The sequence below is a fragment of the Micromonospora sp. NPDC050397 genome, assembly GCF_044901685.1.
Taxonomy (GTDB): domain Bacteria; phylum Actinomycetota; class Actinomycetes; order Mycobacteriales; family Micromonosporaceae; genus Micromonospora_G.
Genome location: NZ_JBJDPS010000006.1, coordinates 399,821 through 418,389, shown reverse-complemented (window position 1 = coordinate 418,389; position 18,569 = coordinate 399,821). Strand labels below are relative to the sequence as shown.

Below are 18,569 nucleotides of genomic sequence, written 5' to 3'. Positions count from 1 at the left end.
ACCGCGCTGGGTAACGGAGTCGCCAGGCGCTGATCCCGGCGCGACGGCAACGATGGACGGCGGGTGGTGGCGATGGCCGGCAGTGTGGCGATGGCCCAGGGCACGACGGTTGCGCAGGACACGGCGATCTCCCCGGACACGACTTCCCAGGGCACGGCGGAGGGTACGACGACCCGCCCGGCACCGGCCCAGGTTCCGGCCGAACGGCCGGGACTGCTCACGGTCGGGGTGGAGGAGGAGTTCCTGCTGGTCGACCCGGAGACCGGACAGGGCGTACCCGCGGTCGACCGGGTGCTGGAGCAGGTGCCGGACGACCTCCGGGGCCAGGTGCAGCACGAGTTCCAGACCAGTCAGATCGAGATCGGCAGCCCGCCCGGCCTGGAACTGGGCGCGCTGCGGCACTCGCTGGGGCTGCTCCGGTCCGGGCTGTCCGACGCCGCCGAGGCGGCCGACGTACGGCTGCTCGCGGTCGGCGCCGGGCTGGTCGACGGACCGATCCCCCCGGTGTTCGAGAACCCCCGGTTCCACCGGATGGTGGAGCAGTTCGGCCCGCTGGTGGACGGTCCCGGCTACAACGGCATGCACGTGCACGTCGGCATCCCCGACCCGGAGACCGGCGTACGGGTGCTCAACCACCTGCGGCCCTGGCTGCCGGTCCTGCACGCGGTGACCACCAACTCGCCGTTCCACAACGGCCGGGACACCGGGTACGCGAGCTGGCGTTCGATGCTCTGGGAGCGCTGGCCCTCGGTCGCGCCGACCCCGTTCCTGGAGTCGCACGCCCATTACCAGTGGCTGGTCGACCAGCTCGTCTCGACCGGCATGCTGCTCGACGAGGGCATGGTCTACTGGTACGCCCGGCTCTCCTCGCACTACCCGACGGTGGAGATCCGGATCGGCGACGTCTGCCCGAGCCTGGACGACACCATCCTGGTCGCGGCACTGGTCCGATCGCTGGTCGGCACCGCGCTCAACGACATCGCGCAGGGCCGGGAGCCGGTCATGATCGACCACCACCTGCTCACCGCGGCGCACTGGCGGGCCGCGCACGACGGGCTGGACGGGCTCGCCGTCGACCCGGTACGCGGTGGCACCATGCCGGCCTGGGAGCTGTTGGACAGGCTGGTCGACCGGATCCGACCCGAGTTGGACCGGCACGGCGACCTGCCCGAGGTGACCGCGCTGCTGGACCGGCTGCGCCGGGACGGCACCGGCGCCACCCGGCAACGGGCGGCGTACGCGCGCCGGGGCGAACTCGCCGACGTCCTGGCCGACCTGGCCCGGCAGACCCGGGGCGACCGGCGGGACGACCTCGCGGAACAACGGCGGACCAACCGCGCGGAACAGCCACAATAAGCCATGACTGGTCGACTGATCGTGATCGGCGGGGACGCCGCCGGCATGTCCGCGGCGTCCCAGGCCCGCCGACGGCGAGACCATGACGACCTGGAGATCATCGCGTTCGAGCGCGGGCACTTCACGTCGTACTCGGCCTGCGGTATCCCGTACTGGATCAGCGGGCTGGTCGACTACCCCGAGTTGATCACCCGCGACCCGGAGACGCACCGCAAGGAGCACCAGATCGACGTACGGCTGCGTCACGAGGTGACCGGGATCGACCTGGACCGGCGCGAGGTGGTCGCCCGGGACCTGGAGAGCGGGCGCGAGGTCCGGGAGACCTACGACGACCTGGTGTACGCGGCCGGCGCGGTGCCGACCGTGCCGCCGTGGGCGCGTACCGACGCGGGCGGGGTCTTCGGGGTGCAGACCCTCGACGACGGCAAGGCGCTGCGCCACTGGCTGGATCGGGATCCGAAGCCGACCCGGGCGGTGGTGGTCGGCGGAGGCTACATCGGGGTCGAGATGGCCGAGGCCATGATCGAACGCGGGCTCGAGGTCACCCTCGCCGAACGCGGCGAGCAGCCGATGTCGACGGTCGACCCGGACATGGGCCGACTGGTCCGGGACGCGCTGGTCGGGATGGGCATCGACGTGCGTACCCGGGTGGAGATCATCGGCCTGACCACCGCCGGGGGGCGGGTCACCGGCGTACGCACCAACGGGGGCACGATCCCGGCGGACGTGGTGGTGCTCGGCACCGGCGTACGTCCGAACGTACAACTCGCCAAGGAGGCCGGTCTGCCGATCGGGCCGACCGGCGCCATCCGGACCGACCTGCGGATGCGGGTGATCGGCATCCCCGGGGTCTGGGCCGCCGGGGACTGCGTCGAGACCGTGCACAAGACCACCAACCAGCCGGTCTACGTGCCGCTCGGCACCCACGCCAACAAGCAGGGCCGGGTGGCCGGGATCAACATCGGCGGCGGTTACGCCACCTTCCTCGGCGTGATCGGCACCGCCGTGACCCGGGTCTGCGACCTGGAGGTGGCCCGGACCGGGTTGCTGGAACCGGAGGCCCGGGTGGCCGGGTTCGAGTTCATCACGGTGACCGTGGAGTCCACCAACACCGCCGGTTACTTCCCCGACGCCGCTCGGATGACCATCAAACTGATCGCGGAGAAGGGCACCGGGCGGCTGCTCGGCGCCCAGATCGTCGGCCGGTCGCAGTCGGCGAAGCGGATCGACACCCTGGCCGTGGCGCTCTGGAAGAACATGACCGTGGACGAGATGTCGATGCTCGACCTCGGGTACGCACCCCCGTACTCCCCCGTCTGGGACCCGGTCCTGGTCGCCGCCCGCAAAGCCGTCGACGAACTCCATGCGCTGTAAGGAAGGGCCCCTTATTAACGCTATGCGTTAATAAGGGGCCCTTCCTTACACAGCAGTTTGTCGGTGGCGGTGGCTACGGTGTGGCCCGTCGATGCGTCCGGTGTCCCCGCCGACGCCAGCCACGCCACCCCCGGAGGCCCGCCGATGTCCCAGGAGAAGACGTACCTCGAGCTGTCCGAGACCGACGGCACATCGCACAAGTTCTACGAGGTGACCGTCGACGGGACCGAGCTGACCGTTCGGTACGGCCGGATCGGCGACACCGGTCAGGTGAAGCGGAGCAGCTTCGCCAGCGCCGAACGGGCCAAGCTGGAGGCGTCCCGGAAGATCGGTGAGAAGGTGCGCAAGGGTTACGCCCCGGCCGTGCCGGGCGTACGTCAGAAGCGCGGCGTCTCCCGGCGCCAGATCGTCAGCGTGCGCTCGACCGCCCGGCGGGCCCCGGTGTTGTGGCGCTACGACTCCGGTGCCCCGGCCTTCGGCATCTTTGTCGACCGGCACGGTTGCCTGGTCGGCAACGAGCACGGGGTGATCACGGCGCTCAACCACGACGCCCAGGTGATGCAGCAGTACCGGCTCCCCGACGGGGTGAAGTGCATCGTCGCCGACGACGACTGGCGGTACGCCGGCTGCGACGACGGCAACGTCTACGACATCTCCGGCAAGGTGCCCCGGCTCGCGTACCGGATCGCGGACGACATCGACATCTACTGGCTGGACATCCACGACGGCGTCCTCGGCGTCTCGGACTCCGGCGGCGGGATCGCCTCGATCGACCACGAGGACGAGTTTCTCTGGCGGCGGCAGGGGAACGGCTCGGGCGGCTGGATGGTCCGGTGCGACGCGGACGCCGTACACCACGGGCACTCCCGTGGGGTGACCAGCTACGACTGGCGGACCGGCCGCGAGGTGTGGCACCAGCCGACCGGCGCGGTGCTCTTCGGCTGGCAGGAGCCGGGCACCCTGTACGCCGGTACGGCCACCAACCAGGTCACCCGGTTGAGCAAGGACGGCCGGCTCGAACGGACCTATCGTTGTGACGCCCCGGTCTACTCCTGCGCCACGGCGGCCGACGGCGAGTACGTCTTCGCCGGTGACAGCCACTCGTCGATCTACTGCTTCGACGCCGCCGGCAACCGGCTCTGGAAGCTCGGCACCGGCTGCGGGTCGGCCTACTCGATGCAGTACCACGACGAGCGGCTCTACCTGGTCACCACAACCGGGGCGCTGGCCTGCGTCGACGCCAGCGAGCCGGCGATCCGGGCGGCCGAGCGGGGCACCGTGCCCGAGGTGGTGGACGTGAAGGCGCCGCCCCGGATGCCGGCGGTGCCGGTGTCCACCACGGTCGAGGTGGTCCAGCAGGACCAGGGTGACGGCGTGCTGGTCGAGTGCGTCAACGAGGGCGGGCGGCTGCGCATCCACGTGGTCTCGCCCGGTTACCGATCGGACTGGCTGGTCCAGTTTCCCAAGGGCATCCGCGAGCCGAACGCCCGCTACCTGGTCACCGAGATCCGGGAGTCGGGCCGGGGCGGTTTCTACCGGGCGTACGGGGACATTCGGCGCCTGCGCGGCTGAGCCGTACCGCTCGGGCATGTCGGGCGACCCCAGACCGGATTGCCCGACACCACAGCTTTTTTCCGCTTAGTGTCTGGTAACGGCGGAGACGGCGGACCGGACGGGCGGGGTGGTCGATGGCGACGGGGGGCCCGGCCGACGCCGAGGCAGCGGCCGCCGCCGAGGAGGAGCGGGAGCGGCCCGCCTTCCTGGAACTCTTCTTCGACCTGGTCTTCATCGTCGCGCTGATCTCGCTGGCCGAGAAGCTGGTCGGCGAGATGACCTGGACGGGTGCCGTCCAGACCCTGACCCTGCTGCTGGCGTTCACGATGATCTGGGCGCTGACCGCCTGGGCCGGCAGCACCTTCAACCCGAACCACGTGTCGGTCCAGCCACAAATCGTCGCGGCCATGGCGGGCAGCCTGGTGCTGGCCGCCGCGGTGCCCGAGGCATACGCCGACCACGGCCTGCTGTTCGCGGTCACCTACGTGCTGATCCACCTGGGCTCGGGCGCCTACAACACCGTGGTCCACCGGCGCGGCCCGACGCCGACCCAGAGTCGCCGGGTCCTGGTCTGGGAACTCGCCGCCTCGATCGGCTGGATCGCCGGCGCGATGGTGGGCGGTACGGCCCGGGTGGTGCTCTGGGCGGTGGCGGTCGGACTCGAATACCTGGGCACCGCGCTCGGCTGGCCCGTACGCGGACTCGGCAGTTCGCGCTCACGGGAGTCACGACCGTCCGGGAGGCGGATCTCCGAGCGCTACCGCCAGTTCGTCATCATCGCGCTCGGGGTGGCGCTCTTCGTGGTCGGCCGGGCCTTCACCGAGAAGACGTCCTACCCGCTGAGTCACACCTGGGCACTGGTGATCATGTTTGTGATCGCGGTGTTGATGTGGCGGATCTACATCTACCGCGCCGGCGAGGTGATGACCGTCGCCATCGACCGGTCGAACAACCCGGCCCGGCTCAGCCAGTACACCGCGGTCGCCCATCTGATCATGGTGGCCGGCATCATCGGCACGGCCTCGGCCAGCCAACTCGTGGTCGAACACCCGCTCGAACCCACCCCGTCGGCCTGGGCCACGGCGATCCTCGGCGGACCCGCCCTCTTCCTGATCGGCCGCGGTTTCTTCGACTACGTCGTCTTCAGCCGGGTGTCCCGCTCCCGGGTCGCCGGACTCGTGCTACTGGCGGCGGTGGCACCCGCGATCGGCCTGCTGCGACCGGTCACCATCGCGCTCCTGGTCATGGTCATTCTCTTCGTGATCGCGGCACTGAACCTGCTCAGCACCCGAGTACACCGGCGCGACCCGGCCCCGCCCAGGATGGGTGGCCGGACGGGGCCCGACTAGAGGATCACGATCGCCCTGCCCACGTTGCGGGTGCCGCCGAGCGTCATCTCGGCGACCAGGGTGAGCAGTAGCACGGAGTTGGCCACCGCCATGACGAGCAGGGGCGACAGCGGCACCATGGCGGGGCCGACGGCACCGAGCACGACGATCGCGATCGCCCGGGACCGGAGCAGCCGACCGGTCGCCAGCAGGTCGAAGAGTGAGCCGCCGAGCAGGAAGAGAGCGGGGCCACCCAGGATCAGGACGATCAGGTTCGTGGACGCCGTGCCGAACGGCTCGCGGATCACGATGGTGTTGCTGGCCGACATCACCACCACCCCCGCGACCATCACCAGGTGGCAGTAGGAGGTGAGGATGCCCGGCCGGATCCGTTCCACCAGCGAGACGTTGGCCGGCGCCAGCAGTTGACGAACCCGCTGGAAGTACAGGTGGAAGAGCACGACCGCGCCGGTGAACGCCACCGCGCAGGCGACCACCGGCCCGGTCTCGAAGCGACTGAGACCGAGTTGGATACCGATGGTGAGGATCAGCTCGCCGAGCGCGATGATGAAGATCTGACGGTGCCGCTCGGAGAGGTGGCTGCCGGTGAAGATCTGGCTGGCGAGTTCGGTCCGCCCGAGTCTCGGTGTCGGCCAGCCGAGCCGGGCCGAGCCGAGGTCCACCAGCACCGCGACGGCCCAGAGCACCAGTCGCACCGACCCCTCGACAAACGCGCCGGCCACCCAGAGCGGCAGGGTAACCCCGAACCAGAAGAAGACCCGGATGCTCCTGGCCTGGATGTCCCGGTTCACCCGGGTGCCCGGGATCAGCACCGAGTCACGGACGACGTGGATGCCGAAGTAGGCCAGGACAAAGACCCAGCCGTGGGAACCGAACGCGTGCGGTGCGGTGACGGCCATGACCAGGGTGCCGAACATGCAGAGCAGCACCGCCAACTGGATGATCGGCTTCTGGGGGTTGAACAGGTCGGTGAGCCATGCGGTCAGCACCCACACCCACCAGGCGGCGAGCAGCATCACCGCCATCCGCGCCGCGTTGCCCGGGCTCGGGTTGGCGGCGAGTTGGCCCGCGATGCGGGAGATCAGGAAGATGTAGACCAGGTCGAAGAAGAGTTCCAGGAACGTCGGGTACGGCGGGTCGTCGGGCCTGCGCAGGATCCGGGGCAACGGGCTCGACGTCACGGCGGCTGCCTCCTAGGACCCGCCGGTCCGGTCGGGGAGGTGCTGGCGTCCTGACTCTCCTGTCACTCTCCGAACATACAAAACCGGACGTGTTCGGACAGCCGAACGGCCAGAGAGGGCGCCTCAGCCGGGTTGGCAGATCGGGCACCAGTAGAGGTTGCGGCCGACCAGCTCGCCCTGGTGGATCGGCGTACCGCAGACGTGGCAGGGCTGGCCCGCGCGGCGGTAGACGTAGACCTCACCGCCGTGCCGGTCCACCCGGGGCGGCCGGCCCATCGCCTCCGGCAGGTGCTCGGCTCGTACGGTGTCGATTCGGCCGGTCAGCACCGCCGCCCGCATCAGCTCGCCGAGATCGTCCCAGAGCGCGGCCCAGCCCGTGGCGGCCAATCCCCGCCCGGCCGCGAGCGGGTGGATCCCGGCCCGGAAGAGCGCCTCGGTCACGAAGATCAGACCGGTGCCGGCCACGATCGTCTGGTCCAGCAGGAGGGCGGCCAGCGGGGTCGGACTGCGCCCGATCCGCGCGTACGCCGGGTCCGGGTCGGCGTCGGCGCGCAGCGGATCGGCGCCGAGCCGGTGCCGTAGCGCCTCGACCTCGGGCGGGGTGAGCAGTTCGCACGCGTTCGGCCCGCGCAGCTCCAGCCAGTGCCGGTCGCTGCTGATCCGCAACCGGATCTGCCCCGCCGGGACCGGGGGCTCGCCGTCCCCGTCGGCGAACTTGCCGTAGAGCCCGAGGTGGATGTGCAGGCTGACGCCGCTGGCGTAATGATGGAGCAGATGCTTGCCGTACGCCTCGGTGTTGTCCAGCACCGTGCCGCTCAGCAGCGCCGCGCCTTCGGCGAACCGGCCCTGCGGGCTGTCGACCAGCACCTTGTCGCCCGCGAAGAGCGCCCGGTGCCGGGCCGCGAGCCGGTGGATGGTGTGACCCTCGGGCATGGTGTCCAAGCCTATGCCGTCGCGGCTCCGCCCCCACGGCCAGTGCCCCCACGGCCATGGCGGAGGCACGAGGGGGCACTGGAGTCGGGGCAACTTTGACTGTACGTCCGTCCAGTCCACTGTCGACACGACCCTACGAGGCCGATCATCAGCTAGTCAACCGTTCGTACGCAAGTCCACCGACAGCGAGCGGACGGCCACGGTCAGGCGGGTGTGCGCATCCGGTTCAGCACCCGGAAGGTGTCCGGCGGCAACGGCAGCGGTCCGGGCTCGCCGAGGTTGTAGAGCTGGTAGAGCCTCGGCCGGATCTCGGTCAGCGGATAGGTGTCCTCGTAGACCGCGAGCTTGTAGACCACGCCCTCCAGCACGCTGCGCAGCAGCACCTCCTCCACCGCCGGGTCGGCCGCGCCCCGGGCAGCGAAGATCGACCGCAGCCGGTCCTCGAAGGCCAGCACCGCCGTCTCCCGGGACCGCTCGACCTTCGCGAACACCTCACGGGTGCCGGGCTGGAGCATCAGGCAGAGCATCAACCGCTGCATGCCGAGGAACTCGCGGGCGCCGTACACCGCCCGGTCGATCACGGTCGCCAGGAGCTGGTCGGCGGGTACGTCCTCGCCCTGGTCGTCGAGCATCGAGAGCATGCTGTCGAGCCAGCGCCCCAGCACCGCCTCCAGCAGGTCACGCTTGGAGGCGAAGTAGTAGGAGATCAGACCCCGGGACACCTGCGCCCGCTCGGTTATCTGGGAGATGGTGGCTCCCTCGTACCCGTGGGCCGCGAAGACCTCCAACGCCGCGCCGATGATCCGCTCCTGCGACCGATGGCGCATCTGGACGTTCACCCGGGGGGAACGAGGGGACACCGATGACCTCCAGTTTGGCAGCGCGCGACAACATAAGCATCATTGCGTACCACCCTCGGATCATTGCTGCTCGGCGGCACTCCGACGGAGTGTCCGGAGATCGTCGACGACCGGACGCCGACCCCTGGGCGGTTGACCGTCCGTGACGGCGTACGCACCCGTGGCTCCGCTCATCAGACGCCGGAACACCGCCACCCGGGGAGCCGCTCGCGGTAACCGACACCGCTTGCCAACTCCGACAATTGCGTACGCTCGACGTGTGCGAGCACAGTACGGGCCGTTGCCGGACCGGCGGCCGACCCCGACCGTCCGTTGTGGACCACTGTGACGCGGGTCAGCCGAGCTGGATGGCGAGCGTCTGGAGATAGCCGTTGACCTGCGACCGGTCGTAACCCCGCAGCGCGACGGTGAAGGCCGCCCGGTGGATCTCGTGCCGGACCGACGCGCGCAACACCGGATCGTCCGAGGCGGCGGCCCGCTCCGCCCGCTCGACCAACGCGTCGACCTCCCTGACGTCGTAACCCCGCAACGCGTGGATGAACTCTGGTCTGCTCGACATCCGGTCAGTATGCGCACCGGGACGGGCCGTCGCTGGCCCCACCGTCCCGCCGCCGGCACTCTGGCCCGTACGTCGGGCCGCCCGTGACCCGGACCAGCGCCAGACCACGCATCTTGACCAGCGCCAACCGCCGACCCTGACCGGCATGCAGGACCGACGCCGTCGGTAGAGTCGCCGGGTGACCGAGCCCTCCTGCCCTTGCGTGCTCTGCGTCGACGACCCCGCCGGCCGGGACGGCGGCATCGTCGACACGATCCGGGAGCACGGCTGGTCGGCGCTGCGGGTCGAGGGAGGCGTCGGCTTCGCGTACACGGTCGGGCTGTGGCACACGTTGCGCCGTCCGGAGCTGGTCATGTTCGGGCTCGAGGGCGAGCACATGCAGCACTGGTTGAACGCGTGCGTGGCACTCGGGCGTGATCGTGGCTGGCCCGAGCCGGGCGAGCCGTTCGAGGGGGTGTTGGGGGACTTCCCCACCCAGCTACGACCGGTGCACCCGTCCTGGCACCGAGCCCTGTTCGGCACCGCACACCGGTTCTACGGCGACTTCACGGTCCCGGTGGCGCAGCTCGTCTGGCCGGACCGGGACGGGCGCTGGCCCTGGGCGGACCTCGCGTCGGCGAGCAGTCGGAGTCGGCAGGCGTTCGCCTGGTTGCCGGTCACCGAGCATCCCCCGGGTCCGTGGCGGCTCGTCGGCGAGTTGGAGCCGGATTTTCCCTTCCCGCTGGGTCCGGACAACTGGGCCCTGACCACCGCGTCGGTGCTCGACGGTGCCCGGCCGATCGCCCGGGTGAGCCTGGACGACGGCGCGTACGACGTGCTGGACGAGCGGGGTTACCCCGCCGACGACCTCTGCCTGGCCTACCTCGGCGACCTGGTCGTGCGGCACCCACACCTCTCCGCCTGCGCCGATCTCGGCGAGGGAGAGCTCGCGGTCACCGGCGACGACCTGGTCTGGATCCGGGCCCAGCTCTCGCCGGGCGAGCGCGAGCGGAGCGCCCGTGCCTGGGCGGACGCCCGGCCCCGGTAGCGTCCCTCCCGGCACCCCTGGGGCATCAGCGCAGCCAGGGAACGGTGCGGTCGAGCTGGCGACGGCGCTTGAGCTCCCGGCGCAGCGGAATCTCGTCGTCCACGTACCCGTCCCAGTTGACGCCCCAGTTGTTCGCCGTGTGCGGGCTCTGGCCCAGCAGTTGCCGCTGGACCGGCGTACGGGCCGTCCACCACGGACCCTCGCGGTCCAGGCGCGGGTCGTCCAGCGGACGGATCCAGCGGTACGTGTAACCGACGAAGAGCATCTTCCGGGTGATGGTGGAGCGGTTGACGGACCGCGAGTGCCACAGCCGGCGGTCGAAGACAAACGCGTCACCCGGGTTGGCGGTGATCTCGACCGCGCCCGCCGGGTCGGGGTGGTGCACCGAGAGGTCGCTCGGACGGGGCAGCGAGTTGCGCAGGTGGCTGCCCGGAATGACCTTGGTCGCCCCCCGACCGGTCTCGGCGAGGTCGGACAGGACGTACGCGACCTTGAGCGAGAACATCGGCCGGGCCAGGTCCGGGTCGAGCGTCTCCGGGTCGGAGTTCTGCCGGTAGCCGTCCTGGTGCCAGCCCCAGTACGGCCGGTCCGCCTCTTCGGCCGGCTCGGGCGGGGTGACGTCGAGGTGGTTGTGGTGGGTGTAGATGTTCCAGCCGAGCAGCCCCCAGACGTACGGGAACGTGGTCGGGTGGGTGAGCAGTTCGCCGAAGAGCTCGTCCCGCTCCAGGAATCCCAACAGGTGCAGGGTCCCGTTCCGGCCGGTGTCGCCCGCCGAGGCGGCCCGCTCGTAGCTCCGGTCGACGGCCCGTTCCAACGCCGCCCGGTGCTCCTCGGTCAGCACCTGACGCAGCAGCAGGAAGCCGTTCTCGTGGAACTCCTTGCGGTCGACCTCGCTGATCGACTCGTACCCCGTCTGACCCTGGTAATCGAACATCGCGCTGACCTCTCCTTGACACGCCTTACGCGTTACCTGCCAGGGAGTGAATCGGCGGGTTGTGAAGTAGTTCTTAGGATCGGATCAGTTAGCCGTGGCGGGGGCCGGGCGGGGCCGGGCTCCATCGCCGCCGTACCGATTTTTCATGATCTTTTCACAAAACCGCTGGTCAGCGGCTCGGGCGCTCCTTCGCGGGAAGCTTGCTGAGCACCGCCTCGTAGGAGGCGTCGATCGCCTCGGTGAGTTCGTCGGCGGGGATCGTGCCGTCGATCCGCAGGCTGTTCCAGCCATAACGCCCGATGTACGCCATCACCCAGGCGTCCTCCGGGTGACGCAGCAGCCACTCGTCGGCCATCTCTCGGGAGGCGCCGCACTTGACCCCGACCGTGGCCCGCGACTCGGAGCCGAGAAACGCGAAGATCTTGCAGCCGACCTTCACCACGACGTCGGACTCCCACGGCTCGTCCTGCCACGCGCCGGGTTTGGCCAGGCAGTATTCGAGCACCTCACGCCACCTCATCACACGCCCTCTCACTGTCCGCCATGCTCACACGGTGGTACGACAAACACGTACCCTCCCGGGCGAGGGTTGCTGGGTACACGTGGCGCCCGGATCAACCGTTCAAAGAAGCAGGGCCGGTTCGGGTGATGTGACCCACGTCATCGGGCCGGACGGCTCCGGCTCGCCGGCCGGGCGTGCCGGGTCGCAGAGCCGGTCGGGCGCGGGCCGCGCTGGCGGGCTGTGGTGTGATGGCACGGTGAGCCGGGCCGTGGAGGAGACCAACCGCCGGCTGCTCCGGGCGCGCGACGCGATGGACCGCGGCTACGCGCAGCCGCTGGACGTGCCGGCGCTGGCCCGGATCGCGTACGTCTCCGAGGCGCACTTCAACCGCACCTTCCGGGCCACCTTCGGCGAGACGCCACACCGCTACCTGCAACGCCGCCGGGTCGAGCGAGCGATGTTCCTGCTGCGCGAGACCGGCCACCCCGTGACGGAGATCTGCTTCGAGGTGGGCTTCGGGAGCACCGGCACCTTCAGCCGTACGTTCCGCGAGATCGTCGGCCGTTCGCCCAGGCAGTACCGCCGGGAGACGGCGGCGGTGAACGTACCGACGTGTTTCACGATGGCCTGGACCCGGCCGACCGCCTGACCCTGCGGGAGCCCGCGTGCCGCCCCTGGTTCGAGCGGTTTCGGATAAGTTTCCGGCTGACCTGCCCGGTAGCGTGATCCACATGTTCAACGCCATCACGCACTCGCAGATCTACGTCCTCGACCAGGACGAGGCCCTCGATTTCTACGTCGGCAAGCTCGGCCTGGAGGTCAACTCCGACGTCGACCTCGGCTTCATGCGCTGGCTCACCGTCAACATCCCCGGCGACGCCGGGCGTCAGATCCTGCTGGAACGACCGGGCGCTCCGGCGATGTCCGAGGAGACCGCCCGGCAGGTACGCGAACTGGTCACCAAGGGCGCGATGGGCGGCTCGCTCATCTTCAGCACCGACGACTGTCGCAAGACGTACGAGACGCTGCTGGGCCGGGGCGTCGAGTTCACCGAGGAGCCCACCGAGCGGCCGTACGGCATCGACTGCGCCCTGCGCGACCCGTTCGGCAACAGCATCCGCTTCACCCAGCCGAAGGGCTGAGGGCGGGCGGGCTCTCCCGCTCGCCGGGTCGGGGTCGGGGTCGGTCAGGACTGGCGGATGGCCTCGCCGGCGATTTCGATCCGTACGGTCCTGCCGACCAGGACCCCACCGCTCTCCAGCGCCACGTTCCAGAGCAGCCCGTAATCCTCACGGTCGATCTCCGTCGTCGCGCTGAACCCGAAGATGTCCTGCCCGTACGGGTCGCGGCGGGCGCCACCGAACTCGACCTGGAGGTCGACCGGGCGGGTGATCGCCTTGACCGTCAGCTCCCCGCCGAGCACGAACCGTCCGGGCGTCGGAGCCGCCTGCTGCGGTACGTTCTGGCTCCTGCCCCGCAGGCCCAGCCGATGGTTGCGCAGCCGGGCCCAGGCGAAGATCGGGTCCTCGCTGCCCTGCCACTTGATACCGGTGCTCCGGTATTCGAGCGTCGGATACCGCTCCACGTCAAGAAAGTCCGCGCTACTCAGGTGGGTGTCCCGGTCGACACTTCCGGTGGCGATGGTGGCCGCTCGAATGGTCGCGGTCACCGAGGAGGCGAGCGGATCCTCGGCCACGTAGACCTGTGCGGTCGCCTCGGCGAACTCACCGCGTACCGGGCTCACCATCATGTGCCGGGCCACAAAACCGATTCGCTTGTGCGCCTGATCGAGAAGATAGGTGCCGGCCGCCGGAATGGTCATACCATCCCAGATCCGGGTGCCAGAATCGGTCATCGTTGTTGCCTTTCCTCCCGGCCGTGCCCGGGTCTTCGCCAGTTGTGCCCGCCGAGACGAGCGGAGGGCACGCGGCGGCGGCCCCCGTACCGCTGCCCAGCATAAGGACGCTCCAGGACCGCTTTCCGGGCTCCGCCGAACGGTGGATCTTGATCGACCACTCGCCGCGGAACGGATACGGACGAGGCGATTCGGTATCGCATTTCGGTCATATCCCGACCGACGCCTGCTCTATCCGGAAGTGGGTCGGCTCACAATTCGATTGGATTCGATAATGCCGCCGCGCCGGCGACGACAATCGGAGAGCCGAACGTGACAACACTCACCGAATCAATTACCGATCGGCCGTGCCGACCGATCCGCTTCGGTCGGCTGACCCCGACTGGTCGGTGTCGGCGCAGACGGCGTTGACCGCCACCATCACGTCGCCCGGTCCTAACTCGTCGCCGGACTGGGGTGCGCGACCAGCGAGTCCCGAAGGCCGACCCCGATCACCACCAGGGTGGAGAGCGTGGCGAGGGCCAGCGGCGGAACGACCAGACCCACCGGGGCCAGGGCCGCCAGCGCCGCGATCGCGACCAGCCGGGGCACCGAGACGCCGCCGAAGACGGCATGCTTGAACAGCACGTGACCGGCCAGGAAGAGGGCCGGTCCGCCGAGCACGGTGGCGATGGTGACGGCACCGGAGTGGCCGACCGGATCCGCGATGACCAGGTCGTCCCCGACGGCGGAGATGATGATCCCGGCGACGATCGGCAACTGGAAGTAGGTGTAGGCCGAACGGCCGATCTGCCCGGGGTTCTCGGACTGGTCGATGGCCGAACTGGCGGCCTCGGCACTGCGGTCGAAGTAGAGCCACCAGAGCGCGACGCTGCCCAGGAAGGAGACGACGAAGGCGAGCAGGTGCGACGCCTCGGCCGGCCGGTCGCCGAAGACCGTACCGGTGATCAGGATGGACTCGCCGAGCGCGATCAGGATGAACAGTTGACCGCGTTCGGCCAGGTGTCGGCCGTTGACCGGCCAGTCCGCCGGGGTGGATCGCCCCATCCCGGGCACGTAGAAGCCGGTGATGGGGGTCAGGTATTCGACCACCACGGCGGCGCTCCAGATGATGGGTCTGGTCGCCCCCTCGGCGAGGCCACCCGCGACCCAGAGCGCGCTGGAGGCCGACTTCCACACCAACAGCCGCTGGAAGTTGGTCCGCAGCATGAGCCGTTGACTCTCCGGTACGGCCGACTCGCCCCGCAGGGCACCGCCGTGCCGGCCGAGCGCGACCACGGCAAAGACGTTCCGCCCCACCTGGATCGCCGCGTACGCTCCGGCGACCCAGAGCCCGCGCTCCCCGTACGCCTCGGGCAACGAGGCGGAGACGATCAGGCTGAGCAGCATCACCACGACCAGCATCAGCCGTACGCCGAGCTGGTTCGGGTCGAACCAGTTGGTGACCCAGGCGGTGTCCACCCAGGCCCACCAGATGGCGAGCAGCAGGAGCAGGGTCTGTAGTACGCCTAGCCAATCCAGGTGGTCGAGCAGCAGATGGGTGAGCTGGGTGATCGCCAGCACGTAGATCAGATCGAAGAAGAGCTCGACGAACGTGACCTGGCCACGATCCCCCGGGCTACGTAGCGCCCGCCCGCTGTCCCCGATCTGCGCCACCGAGCCCCACCCCCGAACATCCCCGCCCGCCCGGCTCCCCCACCACCGCCCCAATCCTGCCCACCTCCACCCTCCGAAGGTGCCGGTCCACCTCGTTGATCATGAGGTTGTCGCAGGTCGCGAGCGTGGCGGCCAGCGACAACCTCATGATCAACAGGTCCGGTCGCGCGGGGGTTGGGCGGTGCGGGATCGGGGTACTCCGATGGGCGTAACCGCGTGGGCGCCAGCGAACGGGCCTCGGTAGCCGCGCTACGACCAGGAGGTGTGTTGTGGTCAGGATTCCTTCGCTCTCGCGGCGGCCAGCTCCGTCCGAACCGGAGCCCGGGACGACGGTGCCGGTCCGGGACGAGAACGGTGACGGACGGATCGACGGGCGCATCGACGGGCGGATCGACGGGGGCGACGCCGTGGCGGCACCCCGGACGGGCGGGACCGCGCCGCGTGGCGCCCGTACGCCGGTCATGCCGGCCGGGGACGCGCCCAAGCCCACGCCGAGGCCGGGCGTCGACCGGGCGACGTACCGTAGTTCGTCGGCTCCGCCGGCCGGGCCCACGACGGGCGCACCGGCGACCGGCGGGCCCGCCACGGCGACCGCGCCGGTCGTCGACCGCCCACGCGCCGACGTCGACCGGGACGACACCCGGCTCGACCGCGACGACGACACCGGGCGGGCCGAGCGTGAGGCGGTTGTGGTCGCGCCGGCCGGGCCCCGTCCCCGGGCCAGTCTGTTCGCCACCCTGAGTCTGATCCTCGGCGTCGGTTCGGTGCTGTTCGTGCTGGCCGGCGCACTCGCCGGCTACGGCATCGCGCTCGGTGGTGTCGGCGCGCTGCTCGGCGTGGCCGGCATCTCCGCCACCAGCCGCCGGCACGTGGCCGGCAAGTCCGACGCGCTGCTCGGTCTGGTGCTCGGGCTCGGCGCGGTGGTCCTCGGCATTCTCGCGATGACCGGTCAGTTCACCTGGCCGACCACCGACGGGGACTGGGTGCTGCGCTTCCGCGAGTGGCTCGACTCACAGTTTGTCGATCGTTTCTGAGGGGCAGTTAAAACGCCAGAGCGGTGGTTCATCGCTCGGGCGTAGCTCACCGGGGGTGGTTCACCGCCAGAGCTGAGTCGATGAAGGGGGCGGCCTCCGCGCCGCCCCCTCAGCGACAATCACGATCTTCGGGTACGGCGATGACGATCACAGACGCAACGAATCGTCGGCCGCACCGGTCCCAGACGCAACGATCGATCGTACGACGCAAGTTCCGCCAGTGGTTTCGGTCAGGCCCTGCCGCATAGCGTTGGGTGACGCGCCAGCGGTTGTGAGCCGACCATCGGCCGGGCGCGCCCGACCACTGGGAGCAGGGCATGACGCTGGATTCCAGCCGCCGGCACTACCTGATGTGCCGGCCGACATACTTCGCGGTCGAGTACGCGATCAACCCGTGGATGGATCCGAGCGGCCCGGTCGACACCGCGCTCGCGATCCGGCAGTGGGAGACACTGCGTCGCACCTACCTCGACCTCGGCCACACGGTCGACGAGATCGAACCGGTGCCCGGCCTGCCCGACATGGTCTTCGCCGCAAACGGCGCGACCGTGGTGGACGGTGAGGTGCTCGCCGTCCAGTTCCGCGACCCGCAGCGGGCCGACGAGGCACCGGCCTACCGGTCGTGGTTCGAGCGGGCCGGGTACCCGGTCCACGAGGCGAAGTACGTCAACGAGGGCGAGGGTGACATCCTGCTGGTCGACGGCATGCTGCTGGCCGGCACCGGATTCCGTACGACGCACCCGGCGCACGCCCAGTTGCAGGAGGTCTTCGGCCGTCCGGTGGTGACGCTGCAACTGGTCGACCCGCGCTTCTACCACCTGGACACCGCGCTCTGCGTGCTCGACGACCGGACCGTGGCGTACCTGCCGGAGGCGTTCTCCCCCGGCAGCCAGGCGGTCCTGCGGCGGCTCTTCCCGGACGCGGTCCTCGCCGAGGCCGCGGATGCCGAGGTGCTCGGCCTGAACGCGGTCAGCGACGGCCGGAACGTGGTGCTTCCGGCCCAGGCCACCGGCCTGGCGAGCAAGCTCCGCGCGCGCGGATACGCGACAATTGGCGTTGATTTGTCCGAGCTACGCAAAGCGGGTGGCGGACCGAAGTGCTGCACCCTGGTGCTGCGGGAACGAGAGGCCAGCAAGTGATCGTGGACGACATGCTGCTCACCCCCGGCGCGGTACGCGACGCGGAACGCTGGACCGCGCACAACTACCATCCGCTGCCGGTGGTGATCTCCACCGCCGAGGGCGCCTGGGTGACCGACGTCGACGGCAAGCGCTACCTGGACTGCCTGGCCGGTTACTCCGCGCTCAACTTCGGCCACCGGCACCCGAAGCTGGTCGCCACCGCGCACCAGCAGCTCGACCGGCTCACCCTGACCAGCCGCGCCTTCATCCACGACCAGTTCGCCGATTTCTGCCACGAGCTGGCCGACCTCTGCGGCACCGAACTCGTGCTGCCGATGAACACCGGCGCCGAGGCGGTGGAGACCGCGATCAAGGTCGCCCGCAAGTGGGGCTACCGGGTCAAGGGGGTGCCGGCGGGGCAGGCGACGATCGTGGTCGCCGACGGCAACTTCCACGGCCGGACCACCACCATCATCAGCTTCTCCACCGACGCGGACGCCCGCGACGACTTCGGTCCGTACACCCCCGGGTTCAGGATCGTGCCGTACGGGGACCTGACCGCGCTGGCCGAGGCGATCGACGAGACGACCGTCGCCGTACTGCTCGAACCGATCCAGGGCGAGCAGGGCGTGGTGGTGCCGCCGACCGGTTACCTGCCCGGCGTACGGAAACTCTGCACCGAGCAGAACGTGCTCTTCCTCGCCGACGAGATCCAGTCCGGGCTGGGGCGCACCGGGACCACGTTCGCCCTCGACCACGAGGGCGTCAAGCCGGACATGTACCTGCTCGGCAAGGCACTCGGCGGCGGCATCGTGCCGGTCTCCGCGGTCGCCGCGGACAAGTCGGTGCTCGGCGTGCTCCGTCCCGGCGAGCACGGCTCGACCTTCGGCGGCAACCCGCTCGCCTGCGCGGTCGCCACCGAGGTGGTACGTCTGCTCGCCACCGGCGAGTTCCAGCGCCGCTCGACCGAGCTGGGCGAACGGCTGCACGCCGGGCTGCGCGGGCTGGTCGGCGAGGGTCTGGTCGCCGTACGCGGACGCGGCCTCTGGGCCGGCATCGACATCGACCCGTCCCTGATGAGCGGCCGGCAGGCGTGCGAGCGGTTGGCCGAGCGGGGCGTGCTCGCCAAGGACACCCACGGGTCGACGATCCGGCTGGCCCCGCCCCTGGTGGTGGAACCCGACGAGATCGATTTCGCGGTACGGCAGCTCCGCGCCATCCTGAGCTGAGGCGCCGAGGCGCGAGGGCCGAGCCGAACCGCGAGGCGGCGTCAC

Annotated in this window: 18 protein-coding genes; 10 read left to right on the top strand and 8 right to left on the bottom strand. The window is 70.1% G+C overall.

Annotated elements, in window-relative coordinates:
• Positions 1-72 precede the first annotated feature (72 nt).
• The 4 genes from ACI2K4_RS22950 (at position 73) to ACI2K4_RS22935 (ending at position 5,633) form a co-directional block, all read left to right on the top strand.
• Complete coding sequence (locus ACI2K4_RS22950) at positions 73-1,356, top strand: glutamate--cysteine ligase (protein WP_404514018.1); 1,284 nt, start codon at positions 73-75, stop codon at positions 1,354-1,356.
• A gap of 3 nt (positions 1,357-1,359) precedes the next feature.
• Entirely contained in the window at positions 1,360-2,730 is a 1,371-nt protein-coding gene (locus tag ACI2K4_RS22945) for an FAD-dependent oxidoreductase (protein WP_404514017.1), read from the top strand.
• 78 nt (positions 2,731-2,808) lie between these two features.
• Positions 2,809-4,302, top strand: a complete 1,494-nt coding sequence (locus tag ACI2K4_RS22940) for a WGR domain-containing protein (RefSeq protein WP_404514016.1) — start codon at positions 2,809-2,811, stop codon at positions 4,300-4,302.
• Positions 4,303-4,418: 116 nt separating this feature from the next.
• Positions 4,419-5,633, top strand: a complete 1,215-nt coding sequence (locus ACI2K4_RS22935; RefSeq protein ID WP_404514015.1) for a low temperature requirement protein A — start codon at positions 4,419-4,421, stop codon at positions 5,631-5,633.
• On the opposite strand, the gene ACI2K4_RS22930 is transcribed toward ACI2K4_RS22935, so the two are convergent.
• The 4 genes from ACI2K4_RS22930 to ACI2K4_RS22915 form a co-directional block, all read right to left on the bottom strand.
• Entirely contained in the window at positions 5,630-6,814 is a 1,185-nt protein-coding gene (locus tag ACI2K4_RS22930) for a low temperature requirement protein A (RefSeq protein ID WP_404514014.1), read from the bottom strand. The two genes, ACI2K4_RS22935 and ACI2K4_RS22930, sit on opposite strands and share 4 nt — an antisense overlap.
• A 123-nt stretch (positions 6,815-6,937) precedes the next feature.
• Positions 6,938-7,747 (bottom strand): Fpg/Nei family DNA glycosylase, encoded by an 810-nt coding sequence (locus ACI2K4_RS22925; RefSeq protein WP_404514013.1) that lies wholly within the window; start codon positions 7,745-7,747, stop codon positions 6,938-6,940.
• Positions 7,748-7,950: 203 nt separating this feature from the next.
• Positions 7,951-8,574, bottom strand: coding sequence for a TetR/AcrR family transcriptional regulator (locus tag ACI2K4_RS22920; RefSeq protein WP_404514011.1), 624 nt, complete (start codon positions 8,572-8,574; stop codon positions 7,951-7,953).
• A 367-nt stretch (positions 8,575-8,941) separates the two neighbouring features.
• Positions 8,942-9,166: a DivIVA domain-containing protein gene (locus ACI2K4_RS22915; RefSeq protein WP_404514010.1), complete on the bottom strand. Its 225-nt coding sequence runs from the start codon at positions 9,164-9,166 to the stop codon at positions 8,942-8,944.
• Positions 9,167-9,344: 178 nt separating this feature from the next.
• Between ACI2K4_RS22915 and ACI2K4_RS22910 the strand changes: the two genes are divergently transcribed.
• On the top strand, positions 9,345-10,193 hold the full coding sequence (locus tag ACI2K4_RS22910) for a DUF4262 domain-containing protein (RefSeq protein ID WP_404514008.1): 849 nt from the start codon (positions 9,345-9,347) through the stop codon (positions 10,191-10,193).
• A 25-nt stretch (positions 10,194-10,218) separates the two neighbouring features.
• Here ACI2K4_RS22910 and ACI2K4_RS22905 read toward each other — a convergent pair whose 3' ends face one another.
• Together ACI2K4_RS22905 and ACI2K4_RS22900 are read right to left on the bottom strand one after the other, a co-directional pair.
• Positions 10,219-11,127, bottom strand: a complete 909-nt coding sequence (locus ACI2K4_RS22905; protein WP_404514006.1) for a phytanoyl-CoA dioxygenase family protein — start codon at positions 11,125-11,127, stop codon at positions 10,219-10,221.
• Between the two features lie 169 nt (positions 11,128-11,296).
• Positions 11,297-11,647, bottom strand: coding sequence for an MmcQ/YjbR family DNA-binding protein (locus tag ACI2K4_RS22900; protein WP_404514005.1), 351 nt, complete (start codon positions 11,645-11,647; stop codon positions 11,297-11,299).
• 238 nt (positions 11,648-11,885) lie between these two features.
• Here ACI2K4_RS22900 and ACI2K4_RS22895 point away from each other — a divergent pair, with 238 nt between their 5' ends.
• Complete coding sequence (locus tag ACI2K4_RS22895; protein ID WP_404514003.1) at positions 11,886-12,278, top strand: helix-turn-helix domain-containing protein; 393 nt, start codon at positions 11,886-11,888, stop codon at positions 12,276-12,278.
• 82 nt (positions 12,279-12,360) lie between these two features.
• Positions 12,361-12,771, top strand: coding sequence for a VOC family protein (locus tag ACI2K4_RS22890; protein ID WP_404514002.1), 411 nt, complete (start codon positions 12,361-12,363; stop codon positions 12,769-12,771).
• 44 nt (positions 12,772-12,815) lie between these two features.
• Here the strand turns inward: ACI2K4_RS22890 and ACI2K4_RS22885 are convergent, their stop codons facing one another.
• Positions 12,816-13,484 carry a YceI family protein gene (locus tag ACI2K4_RS22885; RefSeq protein ID WP_404514000.1) on the bottom strand — a complete coding sequence of 223 codons (669 nt, stop codon included), beginning with the start codon at positions 13,482-13,484 and terminating at the stop codon, positions 12,816-12,818.
• A 435-nt stretch (positions 13,485-13,919) separates the two neighbouring features.
• The gene (locus tag ACI2K4_RS22880) at positions 13,920-15,140 is read right to left on the bottom strand and encodes a low temperature requirement protein A (RefSeq protein ID WP_404513999.1); all 1,221 of its coding nucleotides are present in this window, start codon (positions 15,138-15,140) and stop codon (positions 13,920-13,922) included.
• A 269-nt stretch (positions 15,141-15,409) separates the two neighbouring features.
• On the opposite strand from ACI2K4_RS22880, the gene ACI2K4_RS22875 reads away from it, so the two are divergent.
• From ACI2K4_RS22875 to rocD, 3 genes are all read left to right on the top strand, one after another.
• On the top strand, positions 15,410-16,174 hold the full coding sequence (locus ACI2K4_RS22875; protein WP_404513997.1) for a hypothetical protein: 765 nt from the start codon (positions 15,410-15,412) through the stop codon (positions 16,172-16,174).
• 317 nt (positions 16,175-16,491) lie between these two features.
• Entirely contained in the window at positions 16,492-17,313 is an 822-nt protein-coding gene (ddaH, locus tag ACI2K4_RS22870) for a dimethylargininase (RefSeq protein ID WP_404513995.1), read from the top strand.
• An 11-nt stretch (positions 17,314-17,324) separates the two neighbouring features.
• Positions 17,325-18,524 (top strand): ornithine--oxo-acid transaminase, encoded by a 1,200-nt coding sequence (rocD, locus tag ACI2K4_RS22865; RefSeq protein ID WP_404514079.1) that lies wholly within the window; start codon positions 17,325-17,327, stop codon positions 18,522-18,524.
• Positions 18,525-18,569 lie beyond the last annotated feature (45 nt).